The organism is Streptomyces sp. DH24 (assembly GCF_029813775.1).
Classification (GTDB): domain Bacteria; phylum Actinomycetota; class Actinomycetes; order Streptomycetales; family Streptomycetaceae; genus Streptomyces.
In genome coordinates this window covers 2,501-25,668 of record NZ_JARVKW010000001.1, presented here as the reverse complement: position 1 = coordinate 25,668, position 23,168 = coordinate 2,501, and the positions used below count along the sequence as shown (strand labels likewise).

At 71.5% G+C, this 23,168-nt stretch carries 25 protein-coding genes (1 of these 25 cut by a window edge); 15 read left to right on the top strand and 10 right to left on the bottom strand.

The genetic code is table 11. The annotated features are described in order from the left end of the window. Positions 1–6: 6 nt before the first annotated feature. Entirely contained in the window at positions 7–1,530 is a 1,524-nt protein-coding gene (locus QC282_RS00130; protein ID WP_279547032.1) for a TldD/PmbA family protein, read from the bottom strand. Positions 1,531–1,783: 253 nt separating this feature from the next. Here QC282_RS00130 and fabG point away from each other — a divergent pair, with 253 nt between their 5' ends. From fabG to QC282_RS00115, 3 genes are all read left to right on the top strand, one after another. Then, the gene (fabG, locus tag QC282_RS00125; RefSeq protein WP_279547031.1) at positions 1,784–2,503 is read left to right on the top strand and encodes a 3-oxoacyl-[acyl-carrier-protein] reductase; all 720 of its coding nucleotides are present in this window, start codon (positions 1,784–1,786) and stop codon (positions 2,501–2,503) included. A gap of 5 nt (positions 2,504–2,508) precedes the next feature. Then, a complete protein-coding gene (gene fabI / locus QC282_RS00120; RefSeq protein ID WP_279547030.1) occupies positions 2,509–3,276 on the top strand; it encodes an enoyl-ACP reductase FabI in 768 nt (255 codons plus the stop codon). 170 nt (positions 3,277–3,446) lie between these two features. Further along, positions 3,447–3,830 carry a hypothetical protein gene (locus QC282_RS00115; protein WP_279547029.1) on the top strand — a complete coding sequence of 128 codons (384 nt, stop codon included), beginning with the start codon at positions 3,447–3,449 and terminating at the stop codon, positions 3,828–3,830. Here the strand turns inward: QC282_RS00115 and QC282_RS00110 are convergent. Beyond that, a complete protein-coding gene (locus tag QC282_RS00110; RefSeq protein WP_279547028.1) occupies positions 3,805–4,500 on the bottom strand; it encodes a FadR/GntR family transcriptional regulator in 696 nt (231 codons plus the stop codon). The two genes, QC282_RS00115 and QC282_RS00110, sit on opposite strands and share 26 nt — an antisense overlap. An 82-nt stretch (positions 4,501–4,582) precedes the next feature. On the opposite strand from QC282_RS00110, the gene QC282_RS00105 reads away from it, so the two are divergent. The 4 genes from QC282_RS00105 (at position 4,583) to QC282_RS00090 (ending at position 7,129) form a co-directional block, all read left to right on the top strand. Next, positions 4,583–5,923: a CynX/NimT family MFS transporter gene (locus tag QC282_RS00105; RefSeq protein ID WP_279547027.1), complete on the top strand. Its 1,341-nt coding sequence runs from the start codon at positions 4,583–4,585 to the stop codon at positions 5,921–5,923. Positions 5,924–6,008: 85 nt separating this feature from the next. Next, positions 6,009–6,125, top strand: a complete 117-nt coding sequence (locus QC282_RS00100; RefSeq protein WP_279547026.1) for an SGM_5486 family transporter-associated protein — start codon at positions 6,009–6,011, stop codon at positions 6,123–6,125. Between the two features lie 191 nt (positions 6,126–6,316). Then, positions 6,317–6,523 (top strand): hypothetical protein, encoded by a 207-nt coding sequence (locus tag QC282_RS00095; protein ID WP_279547025.1) that lies wholly within the window; start codon positions 6,317–6,319, stop codon positions 6,521–6,523. Between the two features lie 87 nt (positions 6,524–6,610). Continuing rightward, positions 6,611–7,129: a histidine phosphatase family protein gene (locus QC282_RS00090; RefSeq protein WP_279547024.1), complete on the top strand. Its 519-nt coding sequence runs from the start codon at positions 6,611–6,613 to the stop codon at positions 7,127–7,129. Positions 7,130–7,299: 170 nt separating this feature from the next. Here the strand turns inward: QC282_RS00090 and serB are convergent, their stop codons facing one another. After that, positions 7,300–8,532, bottom strand: a complete 1,233-nt coding sequence (serB, locus tag QC282_RS00085; RefSeq protein ID WP_279547023.1) for a phosphoserine phosphatase SerB — start codon at positions 8,530–8,532, stop codon at positions 7,300–7,302. A gap of 603 nt (positions 8,533–9,135) precedes the next feature. On the opposite strand from serB, the gene QC282_RS00080 reads away from it, so the two are divergent. Continuing rightward, positions 9,136–11,646 carry an FHA domain-containing protein gene (locus QC282_RS00080; protein ID WP_279547326.1) on the top strand — a complete coding sequence of 837 codons (2,511 nt, stop codon included), beginning with the start codon at positions 9,136–9,138 and terminating at the stop codon, positions 11,644–11,646. Positions 11,647–11,728: 82 nt separating this feature from the next. Here QC282_RS00080 and QC282_RS00075 read toward each other — a convergent pair whose 3' ends face one another. The 3 genes from QC282_RS00075 to QC282_RS00065 all read right to left on the bottom strand — a co-directional run bounded on the left by QC282_RS00075 (position 11,729) and on the right by QC282_RS00065 (position 14,647). Next, complete coding sequence (locus QC282_RS00075; RefSeq protein ID WP_279547022.1) at positions 11,729–12,466, bottom strand: transglycosylase SLT domain-containing protein; 738 nt, start codon at positions 12,464–12,466, stop codon at positions 11,729–11,731. A 307-nt stretch (positions 12,467–12,773) separates the two neighbouring features. Continuing rightward, positions 12,774–13,934, bottom strand: a complete 1,161-nt coding sequence (locus QC282_RS00070; RefSeq protein WP_279547325.1) for an S-adenosylmethionine:tRNA ribosyltransferase-isomerase — start codon at positions 13,932–13,934, stop codon at positions 12,774–12,776. A gap of 14 nt (positions 13,935–13,948) precedes the next feature. Further along, positions 13,949–14,647 (bottom strand): SDR family NAD(P)-dependent oxidoreductase, encoded by a 699-nt coding sequence (locus QC282_RS00065; RefSeq protein ID WP_279547021.1) that lies wholly within the window; start codon positions 14,645–14,647, stop codon positions 13,949–13,951. Positions 14,648–14,891: 244 nt separating this feature from the next. Between QC282_RS00065 and QC282_RS00060 the strand changes: the two genes are divergently transcribed. The 3 genes from QC282_RS00060 (at position 14,892) to QC282_RS00050 (ending at position 17,061) form a co-directional block, all read left to right on the top strand. Continuing rightward, a complete protein-coding gene (locus QC282_RS00060) occupies positions 14,892–16,037 on the top strand; it encodes a GAF domain-containing sensor histidine kinase (RefSeq protein WP_279547020.1) in 1,146 nt (381 codons plus the stop codon). Further along, positions 16,030–16,671: a response regulator transcription factor gene (locus tag QC282_RS00055; protein WP_279547019.1), complete on the top strand. Its 642-nt coding sequence runs from the start codon at positions 16,030–16,032 to the stop codon at positions 16,669–16,671. Before QC282_RS00060 ends, QC282_RS00055 begins: the two co-directional genes overlap by 8 nt. Before the next feature lie 144 nt (positions 16,672–16,815). Then, positions 16,816–17,061, top strand: coding sequence for a chaplin (locus QC282_RS00050; RefSeq protein WP_279547018.1), 246 nt, complete (start codon positions 16,816–16,818; stop codon positions 17,059–17,061). A gap of 180 nt (positions 17,062–17,241) precedes the next feature. Here the strand turns inward: QC282_RS00050 and QC282_RS00045 are convergent, their stop codons facing one another. Beyond that, complete coding sequence (locus QC282_RS00045; protein ID WP_279547017.1) at positions 17,242–18,030, bottom strand: hypothetical protein; 789 nt, start codon at positions 18,028–18,030, stop codon at positions 17,242–17,244. A 152-nt stretch (positions 18,031–18,182) separates the two neighbouring features. Between QC282_RS00045 and QC282_RS00040 the strand changes: the two genes are divergently transcribed. The 3 genes from QC282_RS00040 (at position 18,183) to QC282_RS00030 (ending at position 20,589) form a co-directional block, all read left to right on the top strand. Beyond that, positions 18,183–18,980, top strand: a complete 798-nt coding sequence (locus QC282_RS00040) for an ABC transporter ATP-binding protein (RefSeq protein WP_279547016.1) — start codon at positions 18,183–18,185, stop codon at positions 18,978–18,980. An 83-nt stretch (positions 18,981–19,063) separates the two neighbouring features. After that, positions 19,064–19,495: an NfeD family protein gene (locus QC282_RS00035; RefSeq protein ID WP_279547015.1), complete on the top strand. Its 432-nt coding sequence runs from the start codon at positions 19,064–19,066 to the stop codon at positions 19,493–19,495. Positions 19,496–19,635: 140 nt separating this feature from the next. Then, positions 19,636–20,589: an SPFH/Band 7/PHB domain protein gene (locus QC282_RS00030; protein WP_279547014.1), complete on the top strand. Its 954-nt coding sequence runs from the start codon at positions 19,636–19,638 to the stop codon at positions 20,587–20,589. A 126-nt stretch (positions 20,590–20,715) separates the two neighbouring features. On the opposite strand, the gene QC282_RS00025 is transcribed toward QC282_RS00030, so the two are convergent. From QC282_RS00025 to QC282_RS00015, 3 genes are all read right to left on the bottom strand, one after another. Beyond that, positions 20,716–21,222, bottom strand: coding sequence for an HNH endonuclease (locus QC282_RS00025; RefSeq protein ID WP_279547013.1), 507 nt, complete (start codon positions 21,220–21,222; stop codon positions 20,716–20,718). Positions 21,223–21,419: 197 nt separating this feature from the next. Then, positions 21,420–21,959 carry a YbhB/YbcL family Raf kinase inhibitor-like protein gene (locus QC282_RS00020; RefSeq protein WP_279547012.1) on the bottom strand — a complete coding sequence of 180 codons (540 nt, stop codon included), beginning with the start codon at positions 21,957–21,959 and terminating at the stop codon, positions 21,420–21,422. Positions 21,960–21,999: 40 nt separating this feature from the next. After that, positions 22,000–22,782 (bottom strand): sporulation protein, encoded by a 783-nt coding sequence (locus QC282_RS00015; protein WP_279547011.1) that lies wholly within the window; start codon positions 22,780–22,782, stop codon positions 22,000–22,002. Between the two features lie 172 nt (positions 22,783–22,954). Between QC282_RS00015 and QC282_RS00010 the strand changes: the two genes are divergently transcribed. Next, positions 22,955–23,168: the beginning of a DNA-3-methyladenine glycosylase gene (locus QC282_RS00010; RefSeq protein ID WP_279547010.1), read on the top strand. Its footprint extends 437 nt past the window's final position; the window shows 214 of its 651 coding nt (coding positions 1–214); the start codon lies at positions 22,955–22,957; its stop codon lies beyond the right edge, outside the window.

Below are 23,168 nucleotides of genomic sequence, written 5' to 3'. Positions count from 1 at the left end.
GGGCGCTCATCGACCGGCCTCCTGCGTGGTGTTGAGGATGTTGACGCCCCTGAAGAGGGCGGACGGGCAGCCGTGCGACACGGCCGCGACCTGGCCGGGCTGGGCCTTGCCGCAGTTGAACGCGCCGCCCAGCACGTACGTCTGGGGGCCGCCGACGGCCGCCATGGAGCCCCAGAAGTCGGTGGTGGTCGCCTGGTAGGCGACGTCGCGCAGCTGCCCGGCGAGCCTGCCGTTCTCGATCCTGAAGAAGCGCTGCCCGGTGAACTGGAAGTTGTAGCGCTGCATGTCGATGGACCACGACCGGTCGCCGACGACGTAGATGCCCCGCTCCACGCTCCCGATGAGGTCCTCGGTCGACATCCCGGCCGGGTCCGGCCTGAGCGACACGTTGGCCATGCGCTGCACCGGCACGTGCCCCGGGGAGTCGGCGTACGCACACCCGTTGGACCGCTCGAACCCGGTCAGCCGGGCGATCCTGCGGTCCAGCTGGTAACCGGTCAGCACCCCGTCCTTCACCAGGTCCCAGGACTGCGCCTCGACGCCCTCGTCGTCGTACCCGATGGTCGCCAGGCCGTGCTCGGCGGTGCGGTCACCGGTGACGTTCATCAGCTCCGAGCCGTACCTCAGCCTGCCGAGCTGGTCGAACGTGGCGAAGGACGTGCCCGCGTAGGCGGCCTCGTAGCCGAGGGCCCGGTCCAGCTCGGTGGCGTGCCCGATGGACTCGTGGATCGTCAGCCACAGGTTGGACGGGTCGACGACCAGGTCGTACGTCCCGGCGCGGACGCTCGGGGCGCGCATCTTCTCGGCGAGCAGCTCCGGCAGTTCGGCGAGCTCGGACTCCCAGTCCCAGCCGGTGCCCGTCAGGTACTCCCAGCCGCGGCCGACGGGCGGCGCGATGGTCCGCATCGAGTCGAACTCGCCGCTGGAGCCGTCCACCGCCACCGCCGTGAGCTGCGGGTGCAGCCGCACCCGCTGCTGCGTGGTCACGGTGCCGGCCGTGTCCGCGTAGAACTTGTTCTCGTGGACGGTGAGCAGCGAGGCGTCGACGTGGTCGACCCCGTCCGCCGCCAGCAGCCGCGCGCTCCACTCGGCGAGCAGCCCGGCCTTCTCCTCGTCCGGCACGGTGAACGGGTCGATCTCGTACGACGAGACCCACGTCCGGTCGGCGTGCACCGGCTCGTCGGCCAGCTCGACCCTCTCGTCGGACCCGGCCGCCCTGATCACCTGCGCGGACAGCTTCGCCATCGCCACCGCCTGCGAGGCGACCTTCGCGGCGGCGTCCATGGACAGGTCGACACCCGAGGCGAACCCCCAGGTGCCGCCGTGCACGACCCGCACCGCGTATCCGAGGTCGGTGGTGTCCGACGACCCGGACGGCTTGGCGTCCCGCAGCCGCCAGGAGGCACTGCGCACCCGCTCGAAGCGGAAGTCCGCGTGTTCCGCCCCCAGGGCCCGCGCCCGGGCGAGCGCGGCGTCGGCGAGGGCGCGCAGGGGCAGTGCCGTGAAGGCTTCGTCGATCGTATGAGGCACCGGCGTCTCTTTCTGTGGACGTGACCTGGCTGCCTCCGATCATGTCCTTCCGGGCCGCCCGCGGACCACACCTTTCCCGAGGCGGCCCGACGGGTTTCTGTAGGGACCCGACAGTGAGTCCCGTAAGCCACTGTGGGTGCCCGAATGTCCCCGGCCGGTACGGGACCGATAGGTTTTCCGGGAAGCCGCCTGGAAGCCGGGGGTAACCCATGGTTCGGGCGGTGTGTCAGACCGCTAAGGAAAGGGTGATCCGTTGAGCCGCTCGGTTCTCGTCACCGGAGGAAACCGGGGCATCGGCCTCGCCATCGCCCGCGCTTTCGCCGAGGCCGGCGACAAGGTCGCGATCACGTACCGGTCGGGCGAGCCGCCCGCCGCGCTGACGGAACTGGGCTGCCTCGCCGTCAGGTGCGACATCACCGACACCGAGCAGGTGGAGCAGGCCTACAAGGAGATCGAGGCCGAGCACGGCCCGGTCGAGGTCCTCGTCGCCAACGCCGGCATCACCAAGGACCAGCTCCTGATGCGCATGAGCGAGGAGGACTTCACGTCCGTCCTCGACACCAACCTCACCGGCACCTTCCGGGTCGTCAAGCGCGCCAACCGCGGCATGCTGCGCGCCAAGAGGGGCCGCGTCGTGCTCATCTCGTCGGTCGTCGGCCTGTACGGCGGTCCGGGCCAGGCGAACTACGCCGCCTCGAAGGCCGGCCTCGTCGGCTTCGCGCGCTCCCTCGCCCGTGAGCTCGGCTCGCGCAACATCACCTTCAACGTCGTCGCGCCCGGCTTCGTGGACACCGACATGACCAAGGTGCTCACCGACGAGCAGCGGTCGAACATCGTGGCGCAGGTGCCCCTCGGCCGTTACGCGCAGCCCGAGGAGATCGCCGCGACGGTGCGGTTCCTCGCCTCGGACGACGCCTCGTACATCACTGGAGCCGTCATTCCCGTTGACGGCGGACTGGGAATGGGTCACTGATCACCATGAGCGGAATTCTCGAGGGCAAGCGCGTCCTGATCACCGGTGTGCTGATGGAGTCCTCCATCGCCTTCCACACCGCGAAGCTGGCCCAGGAGCAGGGTGCCGAGATCATCCTGACCGCGTTCCCGCGGCCCACGCTGACCGAGCGCATCGCCAAGCGGCTGCCCAAGCCCACCAAGGTCGTCGAGCTCGACGTCACCAACGACGAGCACCTCGGCCGCCTCGCGGACGTCGTCGGCGAGGAGCTGGGCGGCCTGGACGGCGTCGTGCACTCCATCGGCTTCGCGCCGCAGGACGCCCTCGGCGGCAACTTCCTCAACACGCCGTTCGAGTCGGTCGCCACGGCCATGCACGTCTCGGCGTTCTCCCTGAAGTCGCTGACCATGGCCTGCCTGCCGCTGATGCAGAGCGGCGGCTCCGTCGTGGGTCTGACCTTCGACGCGCAGTACGCCTGGCCGCAGTACGACTGGATGGGCCCGGCCAAGGCCGCCCTGGAGGCCACCAGCCGCTACATGGCGCGCGACCTGGGCAAGCAGAACATCCGCTGCAACCTGATCTCGGCCGGCCCGCTCGGCTCCATGGCCGCCAAGTCCATCCCGGGCTTCGGCGAGCTGGCCTCCGTGTGGGACGACCGCGCCCCCCTGGAGTGGGACCTGAAGGACCCGGAGCCGGCCGGCCGCGGTGTCGTCGCGCTGCTGAGCGACTGGTTCCCGAAGACCACCGGCGAGATCATCCACGTCGACGGCGGTCTGCACGCCATCGGCGCCTGATCGCCGCAGCCGGTCGCTACGACCCGGACGCCCCGTTCCCCGCCCCGCGCGGGGAGTGGGGCGTCACCCGTTCGGCCCTGCCGGCCGGGCGGGGGACCAGGCCTTCCGCGCACTCTGGAGGCACGCGGTGACCGCGTGATTCCCTCCCCAGCGCGGCCGAGGAGGTCCCTGTGCACCTGATCCACAGCCTGGCCTCAGTGACCGTAGCCGCAGCCCTTCTGATGAGCCTGCCGTGCGAGGCGCTCGCGCACGCGCGCGTGCCGCGCGAGGCGGCGCCGCACGCGCGCGTGGCGGCCGCGCGGCCCGCCGTGCCGACGCCGTTCGGGGCCGAGTGCCGGATCGCCGTGCGCGGCTCGCAGGCGGTCGCCCACTGCCACAACCCGTACGTGGACACCGACCGCGTGCGCCTGCACGTCGAGTGCGAACGCTGGTGGGACCTCGACACCGACAGCGCTCCCGCCGACACCGGCCCGGCCGAGACCGTACGGCTCACCGGCCGGTGCTGGAAGGAGGTCCGCGCGGTGTGGGTCAGCCACCAGAACCGCGGGAGCTGAACCGCCCCGGGCGGCACAGGAACGGGTAGCTCGCCGCCTCGGCGGCGGCCGCGGCCGTGTCGCCCGCGCGGATCGCGTCGACCAGCCGTGTGTGGTCCATGTGCGTCTCCGGCGTCAGCTCCGCGCCGACGTCCTCGCGCAGCCAGTCCCGCAGCACCTCGCCGAGGTCCGCGTACATCGCCGTCATCACGTCGTTGTGGGAGGCCGACACCACGGCCAGGTGGAAGGTCGCGTCCGCCGTCACGAACGCCTCCGTGTCGCCCGACTCCCAGGCCTCCTCGCGGCGCAGCAGCAGCGCGTCGAGCTGCTTGAGGTCCTTCTCCGTGCGCCGCTCGGCGGCCAGCTTCGCGGCGCCCGACTCCAGCGTGGACCGCAGCTCGGCGATGTGACCCGGGTCGGCGCCCGCGAAGCGGCGGTGCATCACGCCGGCCAGCTCACTGGTCGCCGCGACGTACGTGCCGGAGCCCTGGCGGATGTCCAGCAGGCCGTTGTGCGCGAGGGCGCGGACGGCCTCGCGGACCGTGTTGCGGGCGACCCCCAGCTGCTCGACCAGCTCCGGCTCAGTCGGGATGCGGGAGCCGACGGGCCACTCGCCCGAGGTGATCTGGGTGCGCAGCGCGGCGATGACCTGCTCGGAGAGCGCGGAACGCCGGGGATGGCTCAGGGGCATGTCACACCTTCGCACGGCCGCTCCGGCAGCGGACCGCCGGATCATGGACAACCAATCATCCCATGATTCTATGATGGTCCCCATGGCTAGTGAGGAAAACCGGTCACCGGAGTCCACGACGACCACGACGACCACGACGACCACACGCACAGCGGCCGCCGTGCCCGGCGCCCGTGAACCCGCGGTGCCCGGGGAGGAACCCGGGCAGGCCGCCACGCGCGCGTGGACGGTGCGGCTGCTCGTCGTCGCCATCGTGCTGGCCGCCCTGAACCTCCGCCCGGCCATCACCAGCCTCGGCGCGCTCCTCGAAGAGGTCCGCGACGGGCTCGGCATGAGCGGCAGCGTGGCGGGGCTGCTCACCTCCGTGCCCCCGCTCTGCTTCGCGGTCTTCGGCGTCACCGCCCCCCGGCTCGCCCGGCGCTTCGGCCCCGGCGCGGTCGTCTGCGCCGGCATGGCCGCCATCGCCGCGGGCCTGCTGATACGCCCGTACGCGGGCAGCACGCCCGCGTTCCTGGCCGCCAGCGCCCTCGCGCTCATGGGCATCGCGGTCAGCAACGTCCTGATGCCGGTCATCGTCAAGCGCTGGTTCCCCGACCGCGTGGGTTCCATGACCGGCGTGTACTCGATGGCCCTCGCCTTCGGCACCTCCGTCGCGGCCGCTGCGACCGTGCCCGTCACCGACGCGCTGGGCGGGAACTGGCAGTCCGGCCTCGCCGTGTGGGCCGCGCTGGCGGCGGCGGCCGTCCTGCCGTGGCTCGGCTTCGTACGGGACCGGGGCGCGCCGGGCGCCGAACAGTCCCCGGCGCCGCAGGACGGCACGGGCGGGGAGCGGCCCGCGCTGCGCATCACCCGGAGCCGTACCGCCTGGGCGCTCGCGGTGTTCTTCGGGCTCCAGGCCACCGCCGCCTACATCACGATGGGCTGGATGGCGCAGATCTTCCGGGACGCGGGCGTGCCCGCGGGCACCGCCGGGCTGCTGCTCGCGGTCACCATGGTGATGGGCGTGCCGCTGGCCTTCGTCATCCCGCGCCTGGCGACCCGGCTGCCCAGCCAGGGCCCGATCGTCCTCGCGCTCGGCGTCTGCGGCCTCGCCGGATACGCCGGCCTGTACTTCGCCCCGGCCGGCGGTGCCCTGGCCTGGGCCCTGCTGCTCGGCGTCTCCAACTGCGCCTTCCCGCTCGCGCTCACCATGGTCGGAATGCGCGCCAGGACCGGCGCGGGCGTCGCCCAGCTGTCGGCCTTCGCGCAGAGCACCGGCTACCTGATCTCCATCCCGGGCCCGCTGCTGGTGGGCGTGCTCTACCAGCACAGCGGCGGCTGGGGCCTGCCGATCGCGCTCATGACCGCCCTGATGATCCCGCAGATGCTGGTGGGCGTCCTGGCGGGCCGCGACCGCACCGTGGAGGAGGAGGCGGCCCGCTGACCCGGGCCGGCCGGACGCACCGGCCCCGTCCGGGTTCGCGCACCCCGTGACGGGGTCCGGGCCGCCGGGGTGCGAGACTTGCCGTATGCCAGTGCTCGACCCGAACCCCCGCAACGGCCAGAAGAAGATGCTGCTCGTCTTCGGCGCGTTCTTCGCCATCTTCGTGATCATCGGCGTGGTGGCGTCCATCGCGGCGCCCTGACCGCCCTCGTCCGGCCGCCCCCCAGGGGATGGTGGGGCTGGCCCCCCATCCCCTAGGGGGACAGGGTCAGGGTCAAGTGGGTGGATCTCCGGATGGGTTGGGGACCGCGGATTCCGTAGCTTCGAGATGTGGCCGCGTACGACGGACCACTCGGCGCGGACCACTCGTCCCGGAGACCTGCGGAGGCACCCATGTCGGCCCCCACGCACACCCCGCCCCACCCGGCTTCCCGGGGTGGCGTCGACAGCAGGCTGCCCTGGTGGGCCCTCGCCCTGCCCACGTTGTCCTTCGTCGCGCTGCTCGCCCTGATACTGCACCCGTCCGACGCCCACGCGGCCGCGGGCGACCCGGCGATCAGCCGGCTCCTTGAGCACCTGCGGCACCTGATCATGCGCTGACCGTCCGCCGATCATGCGCCGACGGGTGTCCGCCGGGGCGGTCAACTCCCTGCGCCTCGTGGCCTGTTTCGTGCGAAGCTGGGACGCATGAGCGTCGCAGAACCCCGCAGGATTGTCCTTTTCCGGCATGCGAAAGCCGACTGGCCACCGGTGACCGACCACGAGCGACCGCTCGCCGAGCGGGGGCGCATGGACGCCGCGTTCGCCGGACGCAAGCTGGCCGACACCGGCATCCCCTTCGACCTGGCCCTGTGCTCCACCGCGACCCGGACCCGCGAGACCTGGAAGCTCGCCGTACACGAGTTCGAGCACCGACCGAAGACCGTGTACGAGGAGCGGATCTACGAGGCCTCGCCCGGCGAGCTCATCACCGTGCTCAACGAGACCCCCGACGACGTGCGCAACGTCCTGCTGGTCGGCCACAACCCCGGCATCCACGGCCTCGCCGACGTGCTGGCCGGCTCGGCCGAGGGCGACGCCCGTGACCGGATGGTCCGCCGCGGCTTCCCGGCCGCCGCGTTCGCCGTCCTGACGTTCACCGGGGACTGGAAGTCCGTGGAGCCCGGCGTCGCCACACTCGTCGACTACTGGGCGCCCACGGAGTAGGCCCCGAGGCCTCCCGGCACCGGCGGACACGACGGGCGCCGGACGGACACGACCGGCACCGGCGGACACGGCCGGCGCCGGACGGACACGACGCGGGCCCGGCACCACGAGGTGCCGGGCCCTTCACGTACCCGTCGGAGCCGGCCGCGTGCGTCGAGATGCCCGGCAGTTCAGTGCGCGTCGAGGTACCCGTCGAGGTGCGCGTCGTGCGTGTCCGCCGCCTCGACCTCCTCGCGGGTGATGCCGAGCAGATACAGCACCGTGTCCAGGAACGGCACGTTCACCGCCGTGTGCGCGGCCTCCCGCACCACCGGCTTGGCGTTGAAGGCGACGCCCAGACCGGCCGCGTTCAGCATGTCCAGGTCGTTGGCGCCGTCACCGATCGCCACCGTCTGCGACAGCGGTACGCCCACCTCCGCGGCGAACCGGCGCAGCAGCCGCGCCTTGCCCGCCCGGTCCACGATCTCGCCGGTGACCCTGCCGGTCAGCTTCCCGTCGACGATCTCCAGCGTGTTCGCCTGGGCGAAGTCCAGCCCGAGCCGCTCCTTCAGGTCGTCGGTGACCTGCGTGAACCCGCCGGACACGACGCCCACTTGGTAGCCGAGGCGCTTCAGCGTACGGATCAGGGTGCGCGCGCCGGGCGTCAGCCGCACCTCGCTGCGGACCTTGTCCACCACCGACGCGTCCAGGCCCTCCAGCAGCGCCACGCGCGCGTGCAGCGACTGCTCGAAGTCCAGCTCGCCGCGCATCGCCGCCGCCGTCACCTCGGCGACCTTGTCCTCGCAGCCGGCGTGCGCCGCGAAGAGCTCGATCACCTCGTCCTGGATGAGCGTCGAGTCCACGTCCATGACGACCAGCCGCTGCGCGCGCCGGTGCAGCCCCGCGGCGACGACCGCCACGTCCACGCCGAGCGCCGCCGCCTCCGTGACCAGGGCGGTGCGCAGCGGCTCGGTCTCGACGCCGGAGACCGCGAACTCGACGGCGGTCACCGGGTACTTGGCGAGCCGGAAGATGCGGTCGATGTTGCCGCCGGTCCCGGTGATCCGGGCGGCGATCGCGGCCGTCGCCTCCGCGGTGAGCGGGTGGCCCAGCACGGTGACCAGGGAGCGGCCGAGGCCGCGCGGACGGTTGTCTCCGATGCCGGAGATGATCTCCGCCTGCATCTTCAGCGACTCCGCCCAGTTGTGGACGGTCGCCCGCAGCTCGCCCTCCTGGCCCCGGGGCGGCTCGGTCACGAGCGCGCACAGCACGATCCGGCCACGTGTGACGACCTGCTCGATGTCGACCACGTCGACGGAGTAGGCGGCGAGAGTGTCGAAGAGGCCGGCCGTGATGCCCGGCCTGTCCTTGCCGAAGATCTTGACAAGGAGCGTGGGGACGTCGGAGGTCTGCGATGCGCTCATGGTGCTTCCACCGTATCCGGCACGCGGTGCCCCCCGCCCCCGAGGTCCGCCAGCCGGACACGGAACAGTCGGTGTCCCACGGGTTGCGCGGGGATTGCGGGGGCCGGGATGCGGGGTGCTCCGTGCCGGCGGGGCCGCTCGGGCGTCCCGCGTCCTCGGGCGCTCACGGCGGCAGCGCCCCGGCGCCCGCGGCGTCCGCGCCCGGGCGCACCGGCCGGGCCGACACCGAGTGGCGTGATCTCGACGGCGGTGCGTACCCGGAACCGTGTCGACGCCGAACGCGGACCTCCCGCCGGACGGCGCGACCCGACCGCCCGCGCCCGGGACGTGTCCGCACACTGACGCCTGCCGCGCGGGCGGCGACGCCACTGTGCGGGCACGGCCCGGTGCCACGACCGCCGCGCATGGCCTTCTCGGGGGGATTGCCACCCTCCGGGCCGTTTTCAACCGCGTGCTGGGAAACCGGCGAAGGGCCGCTGCGGGGTCTTCACAAGGCCCGACTTTCGGTCAGGGGCCCGAGCCTGAAATAGTTCCCCCGATGTTCGACATCCCTAGACTCCCCGCGACGGGGGCAATTCGGGGGACAACTCAGTGGGGCATGGAGTGCCGGAACTCGTACTGGAATCGAATGGACGGACGTGGACGCTCGATCCGTCCAGGTCATACACGCTCGGACGCGATCCGCAGGGAGACGTCGTGTTCGACGACGCCAGGGTGTCCTGGCGTCACGCCACGGTCAGTTTCAACGGCCGTAGTTGGGTCGTCGAGGACCACGGCAGCACCAACGGCACGTTCGTGCAGGGCCAGCGGATCCATCAGCTGGAGGTCGGCCCGGGCACGGCCGTGAACCTGGGCAACGCGACCGACGGACCGCGCGTGACCCTCTCGGGTTCCGCCGCCGTCGCGACGCCGCAGGCGCAGTCCCAGCAGCAGCCGTACACGGCGCAGGGCGCGAACGCCGGCTGGGCGCAGCAGGCGCCGCCGCAGCAGCAGGCCCCGGGGGCCGGCTGGCAGCAGCCGCAGCAGCCCGCCGCGCACATCCCGCAGCAGCAGGCACCCGGTGGTGGCGCGGGGGCGCCACCGGTCTACGGCGACCGCAGCCCGACCACGTTCCACCAGTTCGCCCTCGGCCGCGTGATGCGCATCGGCCGTGCCCTGGAGAACGACCTGGTCGTCTCGGACCTGCAGGTCTCCCGCCACCACGCCGAGTTCCACTCGACGCCCGACGGTCGCATGGAGATCCGCGACCTGGGCTCGCACAACGGCACGTACGTCAACGGTCAGCCGATCGCGAAGGGCGGCTCGCAGCTGCTCGGCCCGACCGACATCGTCGGCGTCGGCCACTCGACGTTCCGGATCGTCGGCGACCGGCTGGAGGAGTTCGTCGACACCGGTGAGGTGTCGTTCTCCGCGCGCCACCTGACCGTCACGGTCGAGGGCGGCAAGCAGATCCTGAAGGACGTCTCCTTCGGCGTCCCGGAGAAGTCGCTGATCGCGGTCATCGGACCGTCCGGTTCCGGCAAGTCGACGCTACTCAAGGCACTCACCGGCTATCGCCCGGCCGACCAGGGCGAGGTCCTCTACGACAACCGGAACCTCTACAAGCAGTTCGCCGAGCTGCGCCAGCGCATCGGTCTGGTCCCGCAGGACGACATCCTGCACAAGGAGCTGACCGTCAAGAAGGCCCTCAAGTACGCGGCGAAGCTCCGCTTCCCGGCCGACACCACGGCCGCCGAGCGCGACGCCCGCATCGACGAGGTGCTGCGCGAGCTCAAGCTCGACATCCACAAGGACAAGAAGGTCACCTCCCTCTCCGGTGGCCAGCGCAAGCGTGTCTCGGTGGCCCTTGAACTGCTCACCAAGCCGTCGCTGATCTTCCTGGACGAGCCGACCTCCGGCCTCGACCCGGGCATGGACCGCGACGTCATGCAGCTGCTGCGCGGCCTGGCCGACGACGGCCGTACGGTCCTCGTCGTCACGCACTCGGTGGCCGAGCTGGCGATCTGCGACAAGCTCCTGGTGATGGCGCCCGGCGGTTCGGTCGCCTACTTCGGTCCGCCCGAGGAGGCGCTGAACTTCTTCGGCTACGACACCTGGGCCGACGTCTTCTCCGCCTTCGAGAACTACCGCGACTACGACTGGGCGGGCCGCTGGAAGGGCTCGCAGCACTACCAGATGTACGCCGCGGACATCGACGCCGTCGCCCCGCAGTCCGTGCAGATGCCGCCGATGCAGGCGATGCGCCCGCCGAAGCCGCAGGGCTGGATGTCGCAGTTCGTCACGCTGGTGCGCCGCTATGTGTCGGTGATCGCCTCCGACCGGGGCTTCCTGGCGCTGATGCTGATCCTGCCGGCCGTCCTCGGCGCGGTGAGCCTGCTCATCGACCCGGACCGCGGTCTGCTGCCCAACCCGGTGAACCCGCAGACCGGCCGGACCATCCCGAACGGCACGGCCACCACGGTCCTGCTGATCCTCGCGGTCGGCGCCTGCTTCGCCGGCGCCGCCAACTCGGTCCGTGAGCTGATCAAGGAACGGGTGATCTACGAGCGGGAGCGCGCGACCGGCCTGTCCCGGTCGGCGTACCTGATGTCGAAGGTGTTCGTGCTCGGCATGATCACCGTGCTGCAGGGCCTGTTGGTCGGTGTCATCGGCTTCTCCACCCGGGAGATCCCGGAGGAGGGCCTGGTGCTCGGCGGGCTCACGCTGGTCGAGCTGTCCCTGCCGATCATGGCGCTGGGCTTCACGTCGATGATGTTCGGCCTGATCATCTCGTCGCTGGTGAAGACGGCCGAGAAGACCATGCCGCTGCTGGTGATGTTCGCGATCATCCAGGTCGTGTTCACGGGCTGCCTGTTCGCCCTGAACGGCACGGCCGGCGTCAACCAGTTCTCGTACCTGATGCCGTCGCGCTGGGCCGTCGCCGCCGCGGGCGCCACGCTGGACTTCAACCGGATCAGCCCGCCCGAGGAGGGCGCCGACACGGACCCGCTGTGGGAGCACAGCGTGGGTGCCTGGAGCATGGACATGGCCGCCCTGATCTTCCTGGGCGTGGTCTGCGGCTTCTTCGTGGCCCGCTTCCTGCGCCGCCACGAGCCCGAGGTCATGCGCAAGTAGCCTCGCCCGTCATGCCCGGAGGGCGGCACCCCGTCAGGAGGGTGCCGCCCTTCGGCGTTCACGAGAGAGGTCCGCGCCGACCTCAGTACGCGCTGTTGACGTTGTCGATCGAGCCGTAACGGTCGGCCGCGTAGTTGGCGGCGGCCGTGATGTTGGAGACCGGGTTCCAGATGTCCTTGGGGGTGCCGGACACGTGGTACGCCTCGAAGGTCGGCGGGATCACCTGGAGCAGACCCTTGGACGGGATGCCGTTCTGGGCGTTGATGTCCCAGAGGTTGATGGCCTTCGGGTTGCCCGAGGACTCCCGGATGATGTTCTTGTGCAGGCCGTGGTAGGAGCCCGGGATGCCCTTGGCCTTCATGATGTCCAGGGCCTCACGGATCCAGCCGTCGAGGTTGTTGGCGTAGGTCTTCTTGACCGGGGCGCGCTGCGCGGAGCGGCTGGCGGCCTCCTTGGCCTTGCGCTCCTGCGCGGCCTTCTTGGCGGCGGCAGCGGCGGCGGCCTTCTTCTCGGCCTCGGCGGCCTTCTGCTTCGCGGCGGCCTCGGCGGCGGCCTTCTGCTTCGCGGCGATGGCCTCGGCCTTGAGGTTCGCCTCGGCGAGCTGGTCGGTGACGCTGGTCTTCACGTCCGTGATGCGCTCGGAGCTGTACTTCACCGGAGCGGCGGACACGGCCTCGGTCGTGGTCGTCGTCGACGCGTTGCTGGGCACGGCCGAGAAGGCCAGGGCGGAGACGCCGAGGGTGGCGGCACCGGCAACAGCGATCTTGTGCTTGCGGTTCAGGGCACGACTGAGACCACGGTTCAGGCTGATCTTGGGCATGGCGAATGGACCTCTTCGGATAGCGCGGAGGTCGCTCGTCGTCCGGTGGGGACAGTTGGTGCTTCCGGCACAAACGCCGCGGAAGAACTTGCGGCGCTGAGCGACGAGAGCCATTGTTAGCGGCCGCAAAATCCGGAGGCAAAGGTGTGACGTACGAAGCCCGGTAGTGGATCTAGAAAGGGCGAAACGGGGCAGATCGGACAGTCCGCCCCGCTCATGTGGAGTGACTTGAGGGTGTTTACCTCCTATTGACCTTCGTACGTGACCTGCGTCCTATGCCCGGGCTCACACCGGTCGCCCTTCGCTCTCACGGCCTGTCGGCCGTGCACTGCTCTGCGTAAGCAAACTCCCCGGCCGTGCGCGGCAGTACGAGATGGACGTCCCCGAACTCGTGCCACAGGTAGCGCCCGCGCAAGGCCTCCTCGTAGCCGCGCTCCACCGCCGCCCGCCCCGCGACCGCCTCCAGCATCAGCAGATGCGAGGCCTCCGGCTCGTGCAGGCCCGTCAGCAGCCCGTCCACCGCACGCACCCCGCGCTCCGGCGTCACCACCAGACCGGTCCACCCCGACCGCGCCCGTACGACCCCGTCGGCGCCGGCCGCCGACTCCACGGCCCGCACGGCGGTCGTGCCCACCGCGATCACCCGACCGTCACCCGCCCGCACCGCGTTGATGACCCGCGCCGACGCCTCCGGCACCGCGAACCGCTCCGGATACGGCGGCTCGTGCGCCTCCGCCGAGGCCACCCCCGTGTGCAGCGTGACCGGTGCGAACTGCACCCCCCGGCTCACCAGCTCCGCCACCAGCCGCGCCGTGAAGGGCCGCGCCGCACTCGGCATCTCCGCACTCCCCAGCCCGTCGGGCGACGGCAGCGCGAACACCGTCTGGTACACGGACAGCGGCTGGTCCCGTTCCGTGTACGAGTAGCGGATCGGCCGCCCGTGCGCGCGCAGCATCCCGAGCACCCCCGGCCCCGACGCCCGCGCCCACCACAACCGGTCGCTGCCCGCGTCCAGCGGCTCGGCCAGCACCAGACGCACCCCGCCCGGCAGCCGCACCTCCGTACCCGCGGGCCCGCCCGCCCGCCTCCCGCCGCCACCCTTCCGGGGAACGGCCCGCGCCCCCTTCGAACCACGCGCGCGCGTAGTGCCCCGTCCGTCGGGGTCCCGCAGCTCGACCGCCCACCGGCCGTCGTCCCCGAGCGTGGAGAAATGCACCACCACGCGCGCGTGCCCGATCCACCCGTCGACGGCCGCGGCCAGCGTGGCCGAAGTGTTGACGACGAGCAGATCACCGGCCCGCAGCAGCCGCGGCAGCTGGGCGAAGGTGTGATGCGACACCTCGGTCCCGCGCGACACCAGCAGCCGCACGGCGTCCCGGTCGAGCCCGGGGCCCCGCTGCTCGGCCGGCACCCGCGCCGACAGCTCCGCCGGCACCCGCCACGCCCGCCCCGGCTCCCGCACGGGCATCCCCGGGGCCCGCGTCACCGCCGTCCCTCCAGCAGCGCCGGAGCGGCATACCGCCCGCTCACCGGCCGCTCCTCCAGCAGCCGCAGGAAGGCCGGCGCCACATCGGCCGGATCGGGCCGCGGACCGTCGTCGTCCGGTACGGCCGCCGCGTACAGGTCCGTCGCCATGTCCCCGGGATCCACCGCCCACACCCGCAGCCCCGGCTCCTCCACGGCGAGGACCGCCGCGAGCTGGTCAAGGGCCGCCTTGGACGCCCCGTACCCGCCCCACGTCTCGTACGCCTCGGCCGCCGCGTCCGAGCTGACCGCGATCACCGTGCCCGCCCGGGAGGCCCGCAGCAGCGGCAGCGCCTCCTGGACCAGGCCCAGCGCCGCCACCACGTTCACCTCCAGAGCCCGGCGCAGCCCCTCCAGCGGCAGCTCCTCCAGCCCCACGAGCGGTTCGGCGCCCAGCGCGCTCGCGTTGTGCACCAGCAGATCCACCCCGCCCAGCCGCCACGCCGCCGCCACCAGCTCCGCGCGGTGCCCGGCGTCCGTGACGTCCCCGGGCAGGGCCGTCACCCGGGTGCCGCGCGCCGACACCAGCCCGGCCGCCTCCGCCAGCGGGACCGGGTCCCGCGCGTCCAGCACCAGATCCCAGCCCCGCCCGGCCAGCGCCTCGGCGAGCGCCAGCCCCAGCCCTTTCGAGGCCCCCGTGATGATCGCAACCGGCATGACGTCCGTCCCCTCGTCGTCGGCACCGCCCCATCGGCGTGCCCTCAACCTACGAATCCGCCCGGCCCACCGCCTCGGGCCCCGGACGCAGACCCCCGGGGCCCTTCGGCCTACGCCGCCGTCCCCGGGTCCGCGGCCCTACGCCTCCGCTCGCTCCCGGGACCACGGACCTAGGACCACCGGCCCCGACAGGGCCGTCACCCGACCGATCCGCACCGTCACCGCCCGCCGGTACCGTGAGGACATGAGCCACGCCCCCCGGTCCGGCCTCGCAGCGGTGAGCTCCGCGCTGCTGGCCATGAGCAGACACCTGGAGGTGCGCGACGTCCTCAAGACGATCGTCGCCTCGGCCCGTGAGCTGCTCGACGCGCAGTACGCCGCGCTGGGCGTCCCCGACGACCACGGCGGTTTCGCCCAGTTCGTGGTCGACGGAGTGAGCGAGGAGCAGTGGAAGGCCATCGGCCCCCTCCCGCGCCAGCACGGCATCCTCGCCGCGATGCTGCGCGAGGCCCGCGCCGAGCGCCTCGCCGACGTCCGCCAGGACCCCCGCTTCGAGGGCTGGCCCGCCGCCCACCCCGACCTGGCCGACTTCCTCGGCCTGCCGATCCGCGACGGCGACGACGTCATCGGCGCCCTGTTCCTGGCCAACAAGAAGTGCCCGAGGAATCCAGGCGGCTGCGGCTTCACCGAGGAGGACGAGGAACTGCTCGGCATCCTCGCCCAGCACGCGGCGATCGCCCTCACCAACGCCCGGCTCTACGAGCGCAGCCGCGAACTCACCATCGCCGAGGAGCGCTCCCGCCTCGCCCACGAACTGCACGACGCGGTCAGCCAGAAGCTGTTCTCCCTGCGCCTGACCGCCCAGGCCGCCGCCGCCCTGGTCGACCGCGACCCGGCACGCGCCAAGGACGAGTTGCAGCAGGTCACCGCGCTCGCCGCCGAAGCCGCCGACGAACTGCGCGCCGCGGTCGTGGAGTTGCGCCCCGCGGCCCTCGACGACGACGGCCTCGTCGCCACCCTCCGCACCCAGACACAGGTCCTCGACCGTGCCCACACCGCGCGCGTGACGTTCGAGAGCCACGGGGTGCGCGCCCTCCCGGCCGCCCAGGAGGAGGCCCTGCTCCGGGTCGCCCAGGAAGCACTGCACAACGCGCTGCGGCACTCCGGGGCGGACCACGTCGACGTCACCCTCGACCGGCTCGGCGGCGGCGCCGTCCTGCGGGTCAGCGACGACGGCAGCGGCTTCGACCCGCGCTCGGTGCGCCGCGCGGGACGGCACCTGGGCCTGGTCTCCATGCGGGACCGGGCCAGTGGCGTGGGCGGCAGCCTGACGGTGGAATCGATGCCCGGCAAGGGCACCACGATCGAGATGGAGGTCCCCGGTGGCTGACGCAATCAAGGTGCTGCTCGTCGACGACCACCAGGTGGTCCGCCGGGGCCTGCGCACCTTCCTCGAAGTACAGGACGACATAGAGGTCGTGGGCGAGGCGGCCGACGGCGCCGAGGGAGTCGCCCGCGCCGAGGAGCTCGGGCCCGACGTCATCCTCATGGACGTCAAGATGCCGGTCATGGACGGCGTCGACGCGCTGCGCCGCCTCCACGAACTCGGCAACCCCGCGCGCGTGCTGATCGTCACCAGCTTCACCGAACAGCGCACGGTGGTCCCGGCCCTGCGCGCCGGCGCCGCCGGATACGTGTACAAGGACGTCGACCCGGACGCCCTGGCCGGCGCGATCCGCTCCGTGCACGCGGGCCACATCCTGCTCCAGCCCGAGGTCGCCGGTGCCCTGCTGTCCCAGGAGGAGTCCAACTCCGGCCAGGGCAGGGGCGGTTCGCTCACGGAACGGGAGCGGGAGGTGCTCGGCCTGATCGCGGACGGCCGCTCCAACCGGGAGATCGCCCGCGCGCTGGTCCTCTCCGAGAAGACGGTGAAGACGCACGTGTCGAACATCCTGATGAAGCTCGACCTGGCGGACCGCACCCAGGCGGCGCTGTGGGCCGTCCGGCACGGCCTGTGCGGCTGACCGGCAGCCCGGAAGGTTCCCTTCCGGGCTGAGATTCATACCGTCGTGGGAATGTCCCCCACATGGCGCATCCTCCGTGCGCCCCGGCCGTTCTCCAGTACGTGCCGCGGCGACTGCCGCGGTGATCGCTAGGAGGGCTCAGAAGTGAAGAACCTGAAGAAGGCCGTGGCCATGACGATGATGGCGGGCGGCCTGGTCGCCGCCGGTGCCGGCATGGCCTCCGCGACCGGCGGCGCGCACGCCGAGGGCCAGGCCGTGGCGTCGCCGGGCGTCGGCTCCGGCAACCTGGTCCAGGTCCCCGTGCACATCCCGGTCAACGCCGTGGGCAACTCGGTGACCGTCATCGGCGCCCTCAACCCGGCCTTCGGCAACCTCGGCCTGAACCGCTGACACACGCCGACTCATGACGGGGTGCCGACATCCCGCGGGCATACGTGCCACCCCCGAGCGTTTCGAGCGGGGGACACCCCACCGGGGGCGGTACGGACGAGCGCGGGCGGCACCCCGTCGACGCCGGGTGGGCACACCCCACCCGGCCCCTCCGGCACCGGCCGCAAGGCCACCGGCGTCTCAGCGCAGCCCGCGCTCCCGCTCCTCCACCACGGAGTTGTACGCCGCGACCTGCGCCCGCCGAGCCGTCCGCTCCACCGGCCGCAAGGCCTCCGCCCGCGCCGCGATCTCCGAGGCGCTCACCGCCCCGCCGTGCCCGTTCTCGTACGCCACGGAAATCAGCACCCCCACCCGCTGCGCGAGCTCCAGCACCCGCACCGCGCGCGGCGGATACCCCGGGGCCAGCACCTCCCGGCCCCGCTCGGCCCGCGCCCGGTACGCGTCGATCGCCGCCTCCGCCACCGGCCCCGACCCGGCCACGTCCAGCCGCGACAGCACCTCGGTCGCGTCCCGCAGCGCCTCCGCCAGCTCCCGCTCGGCCTCCCCGAGCGACGGCACATCGGCGGGCGGCGCCTCCCGCACCGGCAGGCAGTGCCACACGACCTCGACATGCACATCACCGTCCGGCCCGGCCTCGTACACCTCGGGCACCAGGCCGAAGGCCGCGCCGTGACAGACCACGGCCTCCTCCGCCTCCAGCGCCCGGGCGTTGAACTCCGGCGGCCCGCTCAGCCCCAGCGGATGCCCCGGCGCCGGCAGCGCGACCCGCAGCGCGGTCACCCCCAGCGTCCGCAGTCTGCCCAGCGCCAGCGTCAGCCCGACCGGCGCGGACTCACCCGGCAGTCCCTCCACCCGGTGCACGGCGTCCTCGTCGACGATCGCGAGCACGGCGTCATCCGGGGAGACAAGTCCGGCCAAAAGGGCGTTTCCCCACGAGGCCAGTCGTCCAGAGCGTGGTTCCGAGAGCATGCCCCCCACCCTAAGGACAGGACCGATGGAATGGATGCGCCGACCGGTGGCGTAGATTTCCTAGAGGGCTGCGCCCATCGGCGCGGCGGACCGAGCCACAGGCGAACGCGACAGCCGAGACCGGCCACACTGCAAGGGGAGACAACGCGCTCATGAGCGATGTTCTGGAGCTTCAGGACGTATCCGTGGTCCGCGAGGGCCGGGCTCTGGTGGACCAGGTCTCCTGGTCGGTCAAGGAAGGCGAACGCTGGGTCATCCTCGGTCCCAACGGCGCCGGCAAGACCACCCTCCTGAACGTCGCGTCCAGCTACGTCTACCCCAGCAAGGGCACCGCCACCATCCTCGGCGAGACCCTCGGCACCCCCGGCACCGACGTCTTCGAGCTGCGCCCCCGCATCGGCATGGCAGGCATCGCCATGGCCGACAAGCTGCCCAAGCGCCAGACCGTCCTGCAGACCGTGCTGACCGCCGCGTACGGCATGACCGCGCACTGGCAGGAGGACTACGAGGACATCGACGAGCAGCGCGCCCGCGCCTTCCTCGACCGCCTCGGCATGTCCGAATTCGTGGACCGCGAGTTCGGCACCCTCTCCGAGGGCGAGCGCAAGCGCACCCTCATCGCCCGCGCCCTGATGACCGACCCCGAACTGCTGCTCCTCGACGAGCCCGCCGCCGGCCTCGACCTCGGTGGCCGCGAGGACCTCGTACGCCGCCTCGGCCGCCTCGCCCGCGACCCCATCGCACCCTCCATGATCATGGTCACGCACCACGTCGAGGAGATCGCCCCCGGCTTCACCCACGTCCTGATGATCCGCCAGGGCAAGATCCTCGCCGCCGGACCGCTGGAGCTCGAACTCACCTCCCGCAACCTCTCCCTCTGCTTCGGCCTGCCCCTCGTCGTCGAGCAGGTCGGCGACCGCTGGACCGCGCAGGGCCTCCCGCTGTCCTGAAACGCCAAAAACCCGCACCGGCAAGCACGTTGAACTGATCGGTGCCCTGTCGGGGACCGGGTCGCCGGTCCTACGATGACCACGTGGACATCGACGCATGGGTGTGGTGGCTGGTCGGAGCGGCAGTGCTCGGGATCGCGCTGGTGGTCACCGCCATGCCCGAACTCGCAATGCTCGCGGTGGGCGCTGTCGCCGCGGCGACGGTCTCCGGCTTCTTCGGCGGCGGCGCCGTCGCCCAGGTCGTGACCTTCGTCGTCGTCTCGACCGCCCTCATCGCCGTCGTACGGCCCATCGCCACACGGCACCGCACCCAACGACCCGAACTCGTCACCGGCGTCGACGCGTTGAAGGGCAGGACAGCCGTCGTGCTGGAACGCGTCGACGCGAGCGGCGGCCGCATCAAGCTCGCCGGAGAAGTCTGGTCGGCACGCGCCCTCGACACCGGGACCGCGTACGAAGTCGGACAGGAAGTGGACGTCGTGGACATCGAGGGGGCCACGGCGATCATCATGTGACCTCGCACGACGCAGACTGCACCGAACGTCCCACGTGACACACGACGGTCTGTCAGACTCGACCAGCAAGATCTTCAACAGCCGTAGGATCCAAGGATCTTCCACGAGCGCCGAGGCGGAGAAGGGTACGGGGAACGTCGATGGAACCGGTCATCATCGTCCTGATCATTCTGGTGGTGTTGGTCTTCATCGCCCTGATCAAAACCATCCAGGTCATCCCACAGGCGAGCGCCGCCATCGTGGAGCGCTTCGGCCGCTACACGCGCACACTCAACGCGGGGCTCAACATCGTCGTCCCGTTCATCGACACCATCCGCAACCGCATCGACCTGCGTGAACAGGTCGTCCCGTTCCCGCCCCAGCCGGTGATCACCCAGGACAACCTGGTCGTCAACATCGACACCGTCATCTACTACCAGGTGACCGACGCCCGGGCCGCCACCTACGAGGTCGCCAGCTACATCCAGGCGATCGAGCAGCTCACCGTCACCACCCTGCGCAACATCATCGGTGGCATGGACCTGGAGCGGACCCTGACCTCCCGCGAGGAGATCAACGCGGCCCTGCGCGGCGTCCTCGACGAGGCCACCGGCAAGTGGGGCATCCGCGTCAACCGCGTCGAACTCAAGGCGATCGAGCCGCCGACCTCCATCCAGGACTCGATGGAGAAGCAGATGCGCGCCGACCGCGACAAGCGCGCCGCGATCCTCCAGGCCGAGGGTGTGCGGCAGTCCGAGATCCTGCGCGCCGAGGGCGAGAAGCAGTCCCAGATCCTGCGCGCCGAGGGTGAGGCCAAGGCCGCCGCCCTGCGCGCCGAGGGCGAGGCCCAGGCCGTCCGCACGGTCTTCGAGGCGATCCACGCCGGTGACCCGGACCAGAAGCTGCTCTCCTACCAGTACCTCCAGATGCTCCCGAAGATCGCCGAGGGCGACGCCAACAAGCTCTGGATCGTCCCCAGCGAGATCGGCGACGCCCTCAAGGGCCTGTCCGGCGCCATGGGCAACTTCGGTGGCATGGGCGGCGGTTCGGGCGGCGGCAACGGCGGCGCCGGCGTCCCGGCGCAGGAACGCCGCGAGAAGCCGTCGATCGACTGACGACACCTGGAAACCAGGCGACACCTGGAAAACCAAAGGTTCCCCGCATCCCCGAAGGGGCGCGGGGAACCTGCGCGACAAGCCACAACCCACCTCGTTGGCAGGACGACCGGAACCCGGCAGACGCTAAGCCGCGTCCCGCGCGAGCCACTCGGGCAGCGCGTCGAAGTCGTCCCGGGCCAGCGCCAGCAGCATCGCACCGGCCGGCGTCGGCTCGAACGGCTCCCGAAGCAGCGGCATACCCGCCTCCTCCGGCGTCCGGTTCGCCTTGCGGTGGTTGTCCTCCGCGCACGAGGCCACCGTGTTCAGCCAGGTGTCCCGACCACCCTGCGACCGCGGCACCACGTGGTCCACGGTCGTCGCCCGCCGGCCGCAGTACGCACACCTGTGCCGGTCCCGCACCAGGACACCCCGCCTCGACCACGGAGCCCGTCTTCGGAACGGCACCCGTACGTACTGGCACAGCCGTATGACCCGGGGCGCCGGTATGTCGACCGCGGCTCCCCGCATCCGCAGTTCGGGGTGGGCCTGCTCGACGACGGCCTTGTCCTGGAGCACCAGAACGACGGCTCGGTTCAGCGTCACCGTCGACAGCGGCTCGAAGCTCGCGTTGAGTACCAGCGTGTCCCGCATACCAGCCCACCTCCCGTGTGCACCGGCCCACCCCCTGGCGGGCTGGGATCAACTCTGGCCGGGCTCGCCGAGATGGACAACGCAATATCTGCTGCTCCACGAGGGGTGCCCCTCGCGGCCCCCGGCAACAAAAATGCCCGCCCCTGATCACTTCCAAGACCAGGGGCGGGCAAACGTTCCGTGAACGCTCGGATTGCTCAGCCTTCGGCGGGCACCTCGTACTCGCCGATCAACTGGGCCCGCGCGATCGTGTGGAACCGCAGGTTGAAACCGACGAAAGCGGGCGTCGCGTCGGCGTCGGGACCGAGCTTCTCCTGGTCCACGGCGTACACCGTGAACACGTACCGGTGCGGACCGTCCCCGGGCGGCGGCGCGGCACCGCCGAAGTCCTTCGTCCCGTAGTCGTTGCGCGCCTGGACCGCACCCTCCGGCAGGCCCTCGAACTTGCCGCTGCCCGCACCCGCCGGCAACTCCGTCACGGAGGCCGGGATGTCGAACACCACCCAGTGCCAGAACCCGCTGCCCGTCGGGGCGTCCGGGTCGTAGCAGGTCACGGCGAAGCTCTTGGTCTCGGGCGGGAAGCCCTCCCACCGCAGGTGCGGCGAAGTGTTGCCGGCCGCGTGGACCTGAGCGTCCTTGAGGGTCGCGCCCTCCGCGACGTCCTCACTCGTCACCGTGAACGACGGCACGGGCGGGTGGAAGTCGTGGGGGAGCGGCCGCCTCTTGAGCTCGGTCACCTCGGTACCTCCTGATCGGTTCGTTCAGTAGGTGTCGAGCCTAGAACCAGTTGCGCTTGCTGCCGACCTCGGACAGCCACTGGTTGAGGTACGCCGCCCAGTCGGTCCCCTGATAGTCGTTCAGCCCGACCTGGAACGAGCGGAACGAGTCGCTGCCCTCGCTGAACAGCCCCGGCTTCTTGTCCATCTCCAGCACGACGTCCATCGCGTTCTGGTCGGCGACGAAGCTCAGCTCGATCTGGTTCAGCCCGCGGTACTGCTGCGGCGGGAAGAACTCGATCTCCTGGTAGAACGGCAGCTTCTGCCGCGTACCGCGGATGTGCCCGCGCTCCATGTCCGCGTTCTTGAAGCGGAATCCCAGCTGGATGAACGCGTCCAGGATCGCCTTCTGCGCCGGCAGCGGGTGCACGCTGATCGCGTCCAGGTCGCCGGAGTCCACGGCACGGGCGATCTCCAGCTCCGTGGTCACGCCGATGTTCATCCCGCGCAGCGGCTGGCCGTCGATCGTCGTGATCGGCGTCTCCCAGGGGATCTCCAGGCCGAACGGCACCGCGTGCACCGCGTTCGCCTGAAGCTCGAAGGCGCCGCCGAGCCGCTGCTTGGTGAACTCGATGTTCTGCTTGTACTCCTCGTCGCCGCTCTCCACCTCGACCTTGGCCTGCAGCCCGACGGACAGACCCTCGATCTGCTGGTTCACGGACCCGCCCTGGATCCGCACCTCACCCTGGACGACACCGCCCGGAACGACGTTGACCTCGTTCAGCACCGTCTCGACGGAAGCCCCGCCGGCCCCCAGGCTCGCGAGCAGCTTCTTGAACGCCATGTCTCTCCCTTTCCAGACGGGCCCCCGGGGCCCGGCACCTGTTCCGTGAACCGAGATCCTCTGATCCCTACAAACGCGATCCGGCGGTGACCGGTTCCGTCCTCACCCTCGCAAGCCCGGAGCCCGCGGACCACCCCGTGGCCCCCACCCGCCTCCAGTACCCTCGGAGAGCATGATCGCGAGCCCCGACCGTACGCCCCTGCCCAGAGAGTTCTTCGACCGCCCCGTCCTTGAGGTGGCCCCCGATCTCCTGGGCCGCATCCTGGTGCGCGGCACCCCGGACGGTCCGATCGCGCTCCGCCTGACAGAGGTCGAGGCCTACGACGGTCCGAACGACCCCGGCTCCCACGCCTACCGCGGCCGCACGCCCCGCAACGACGTGATGT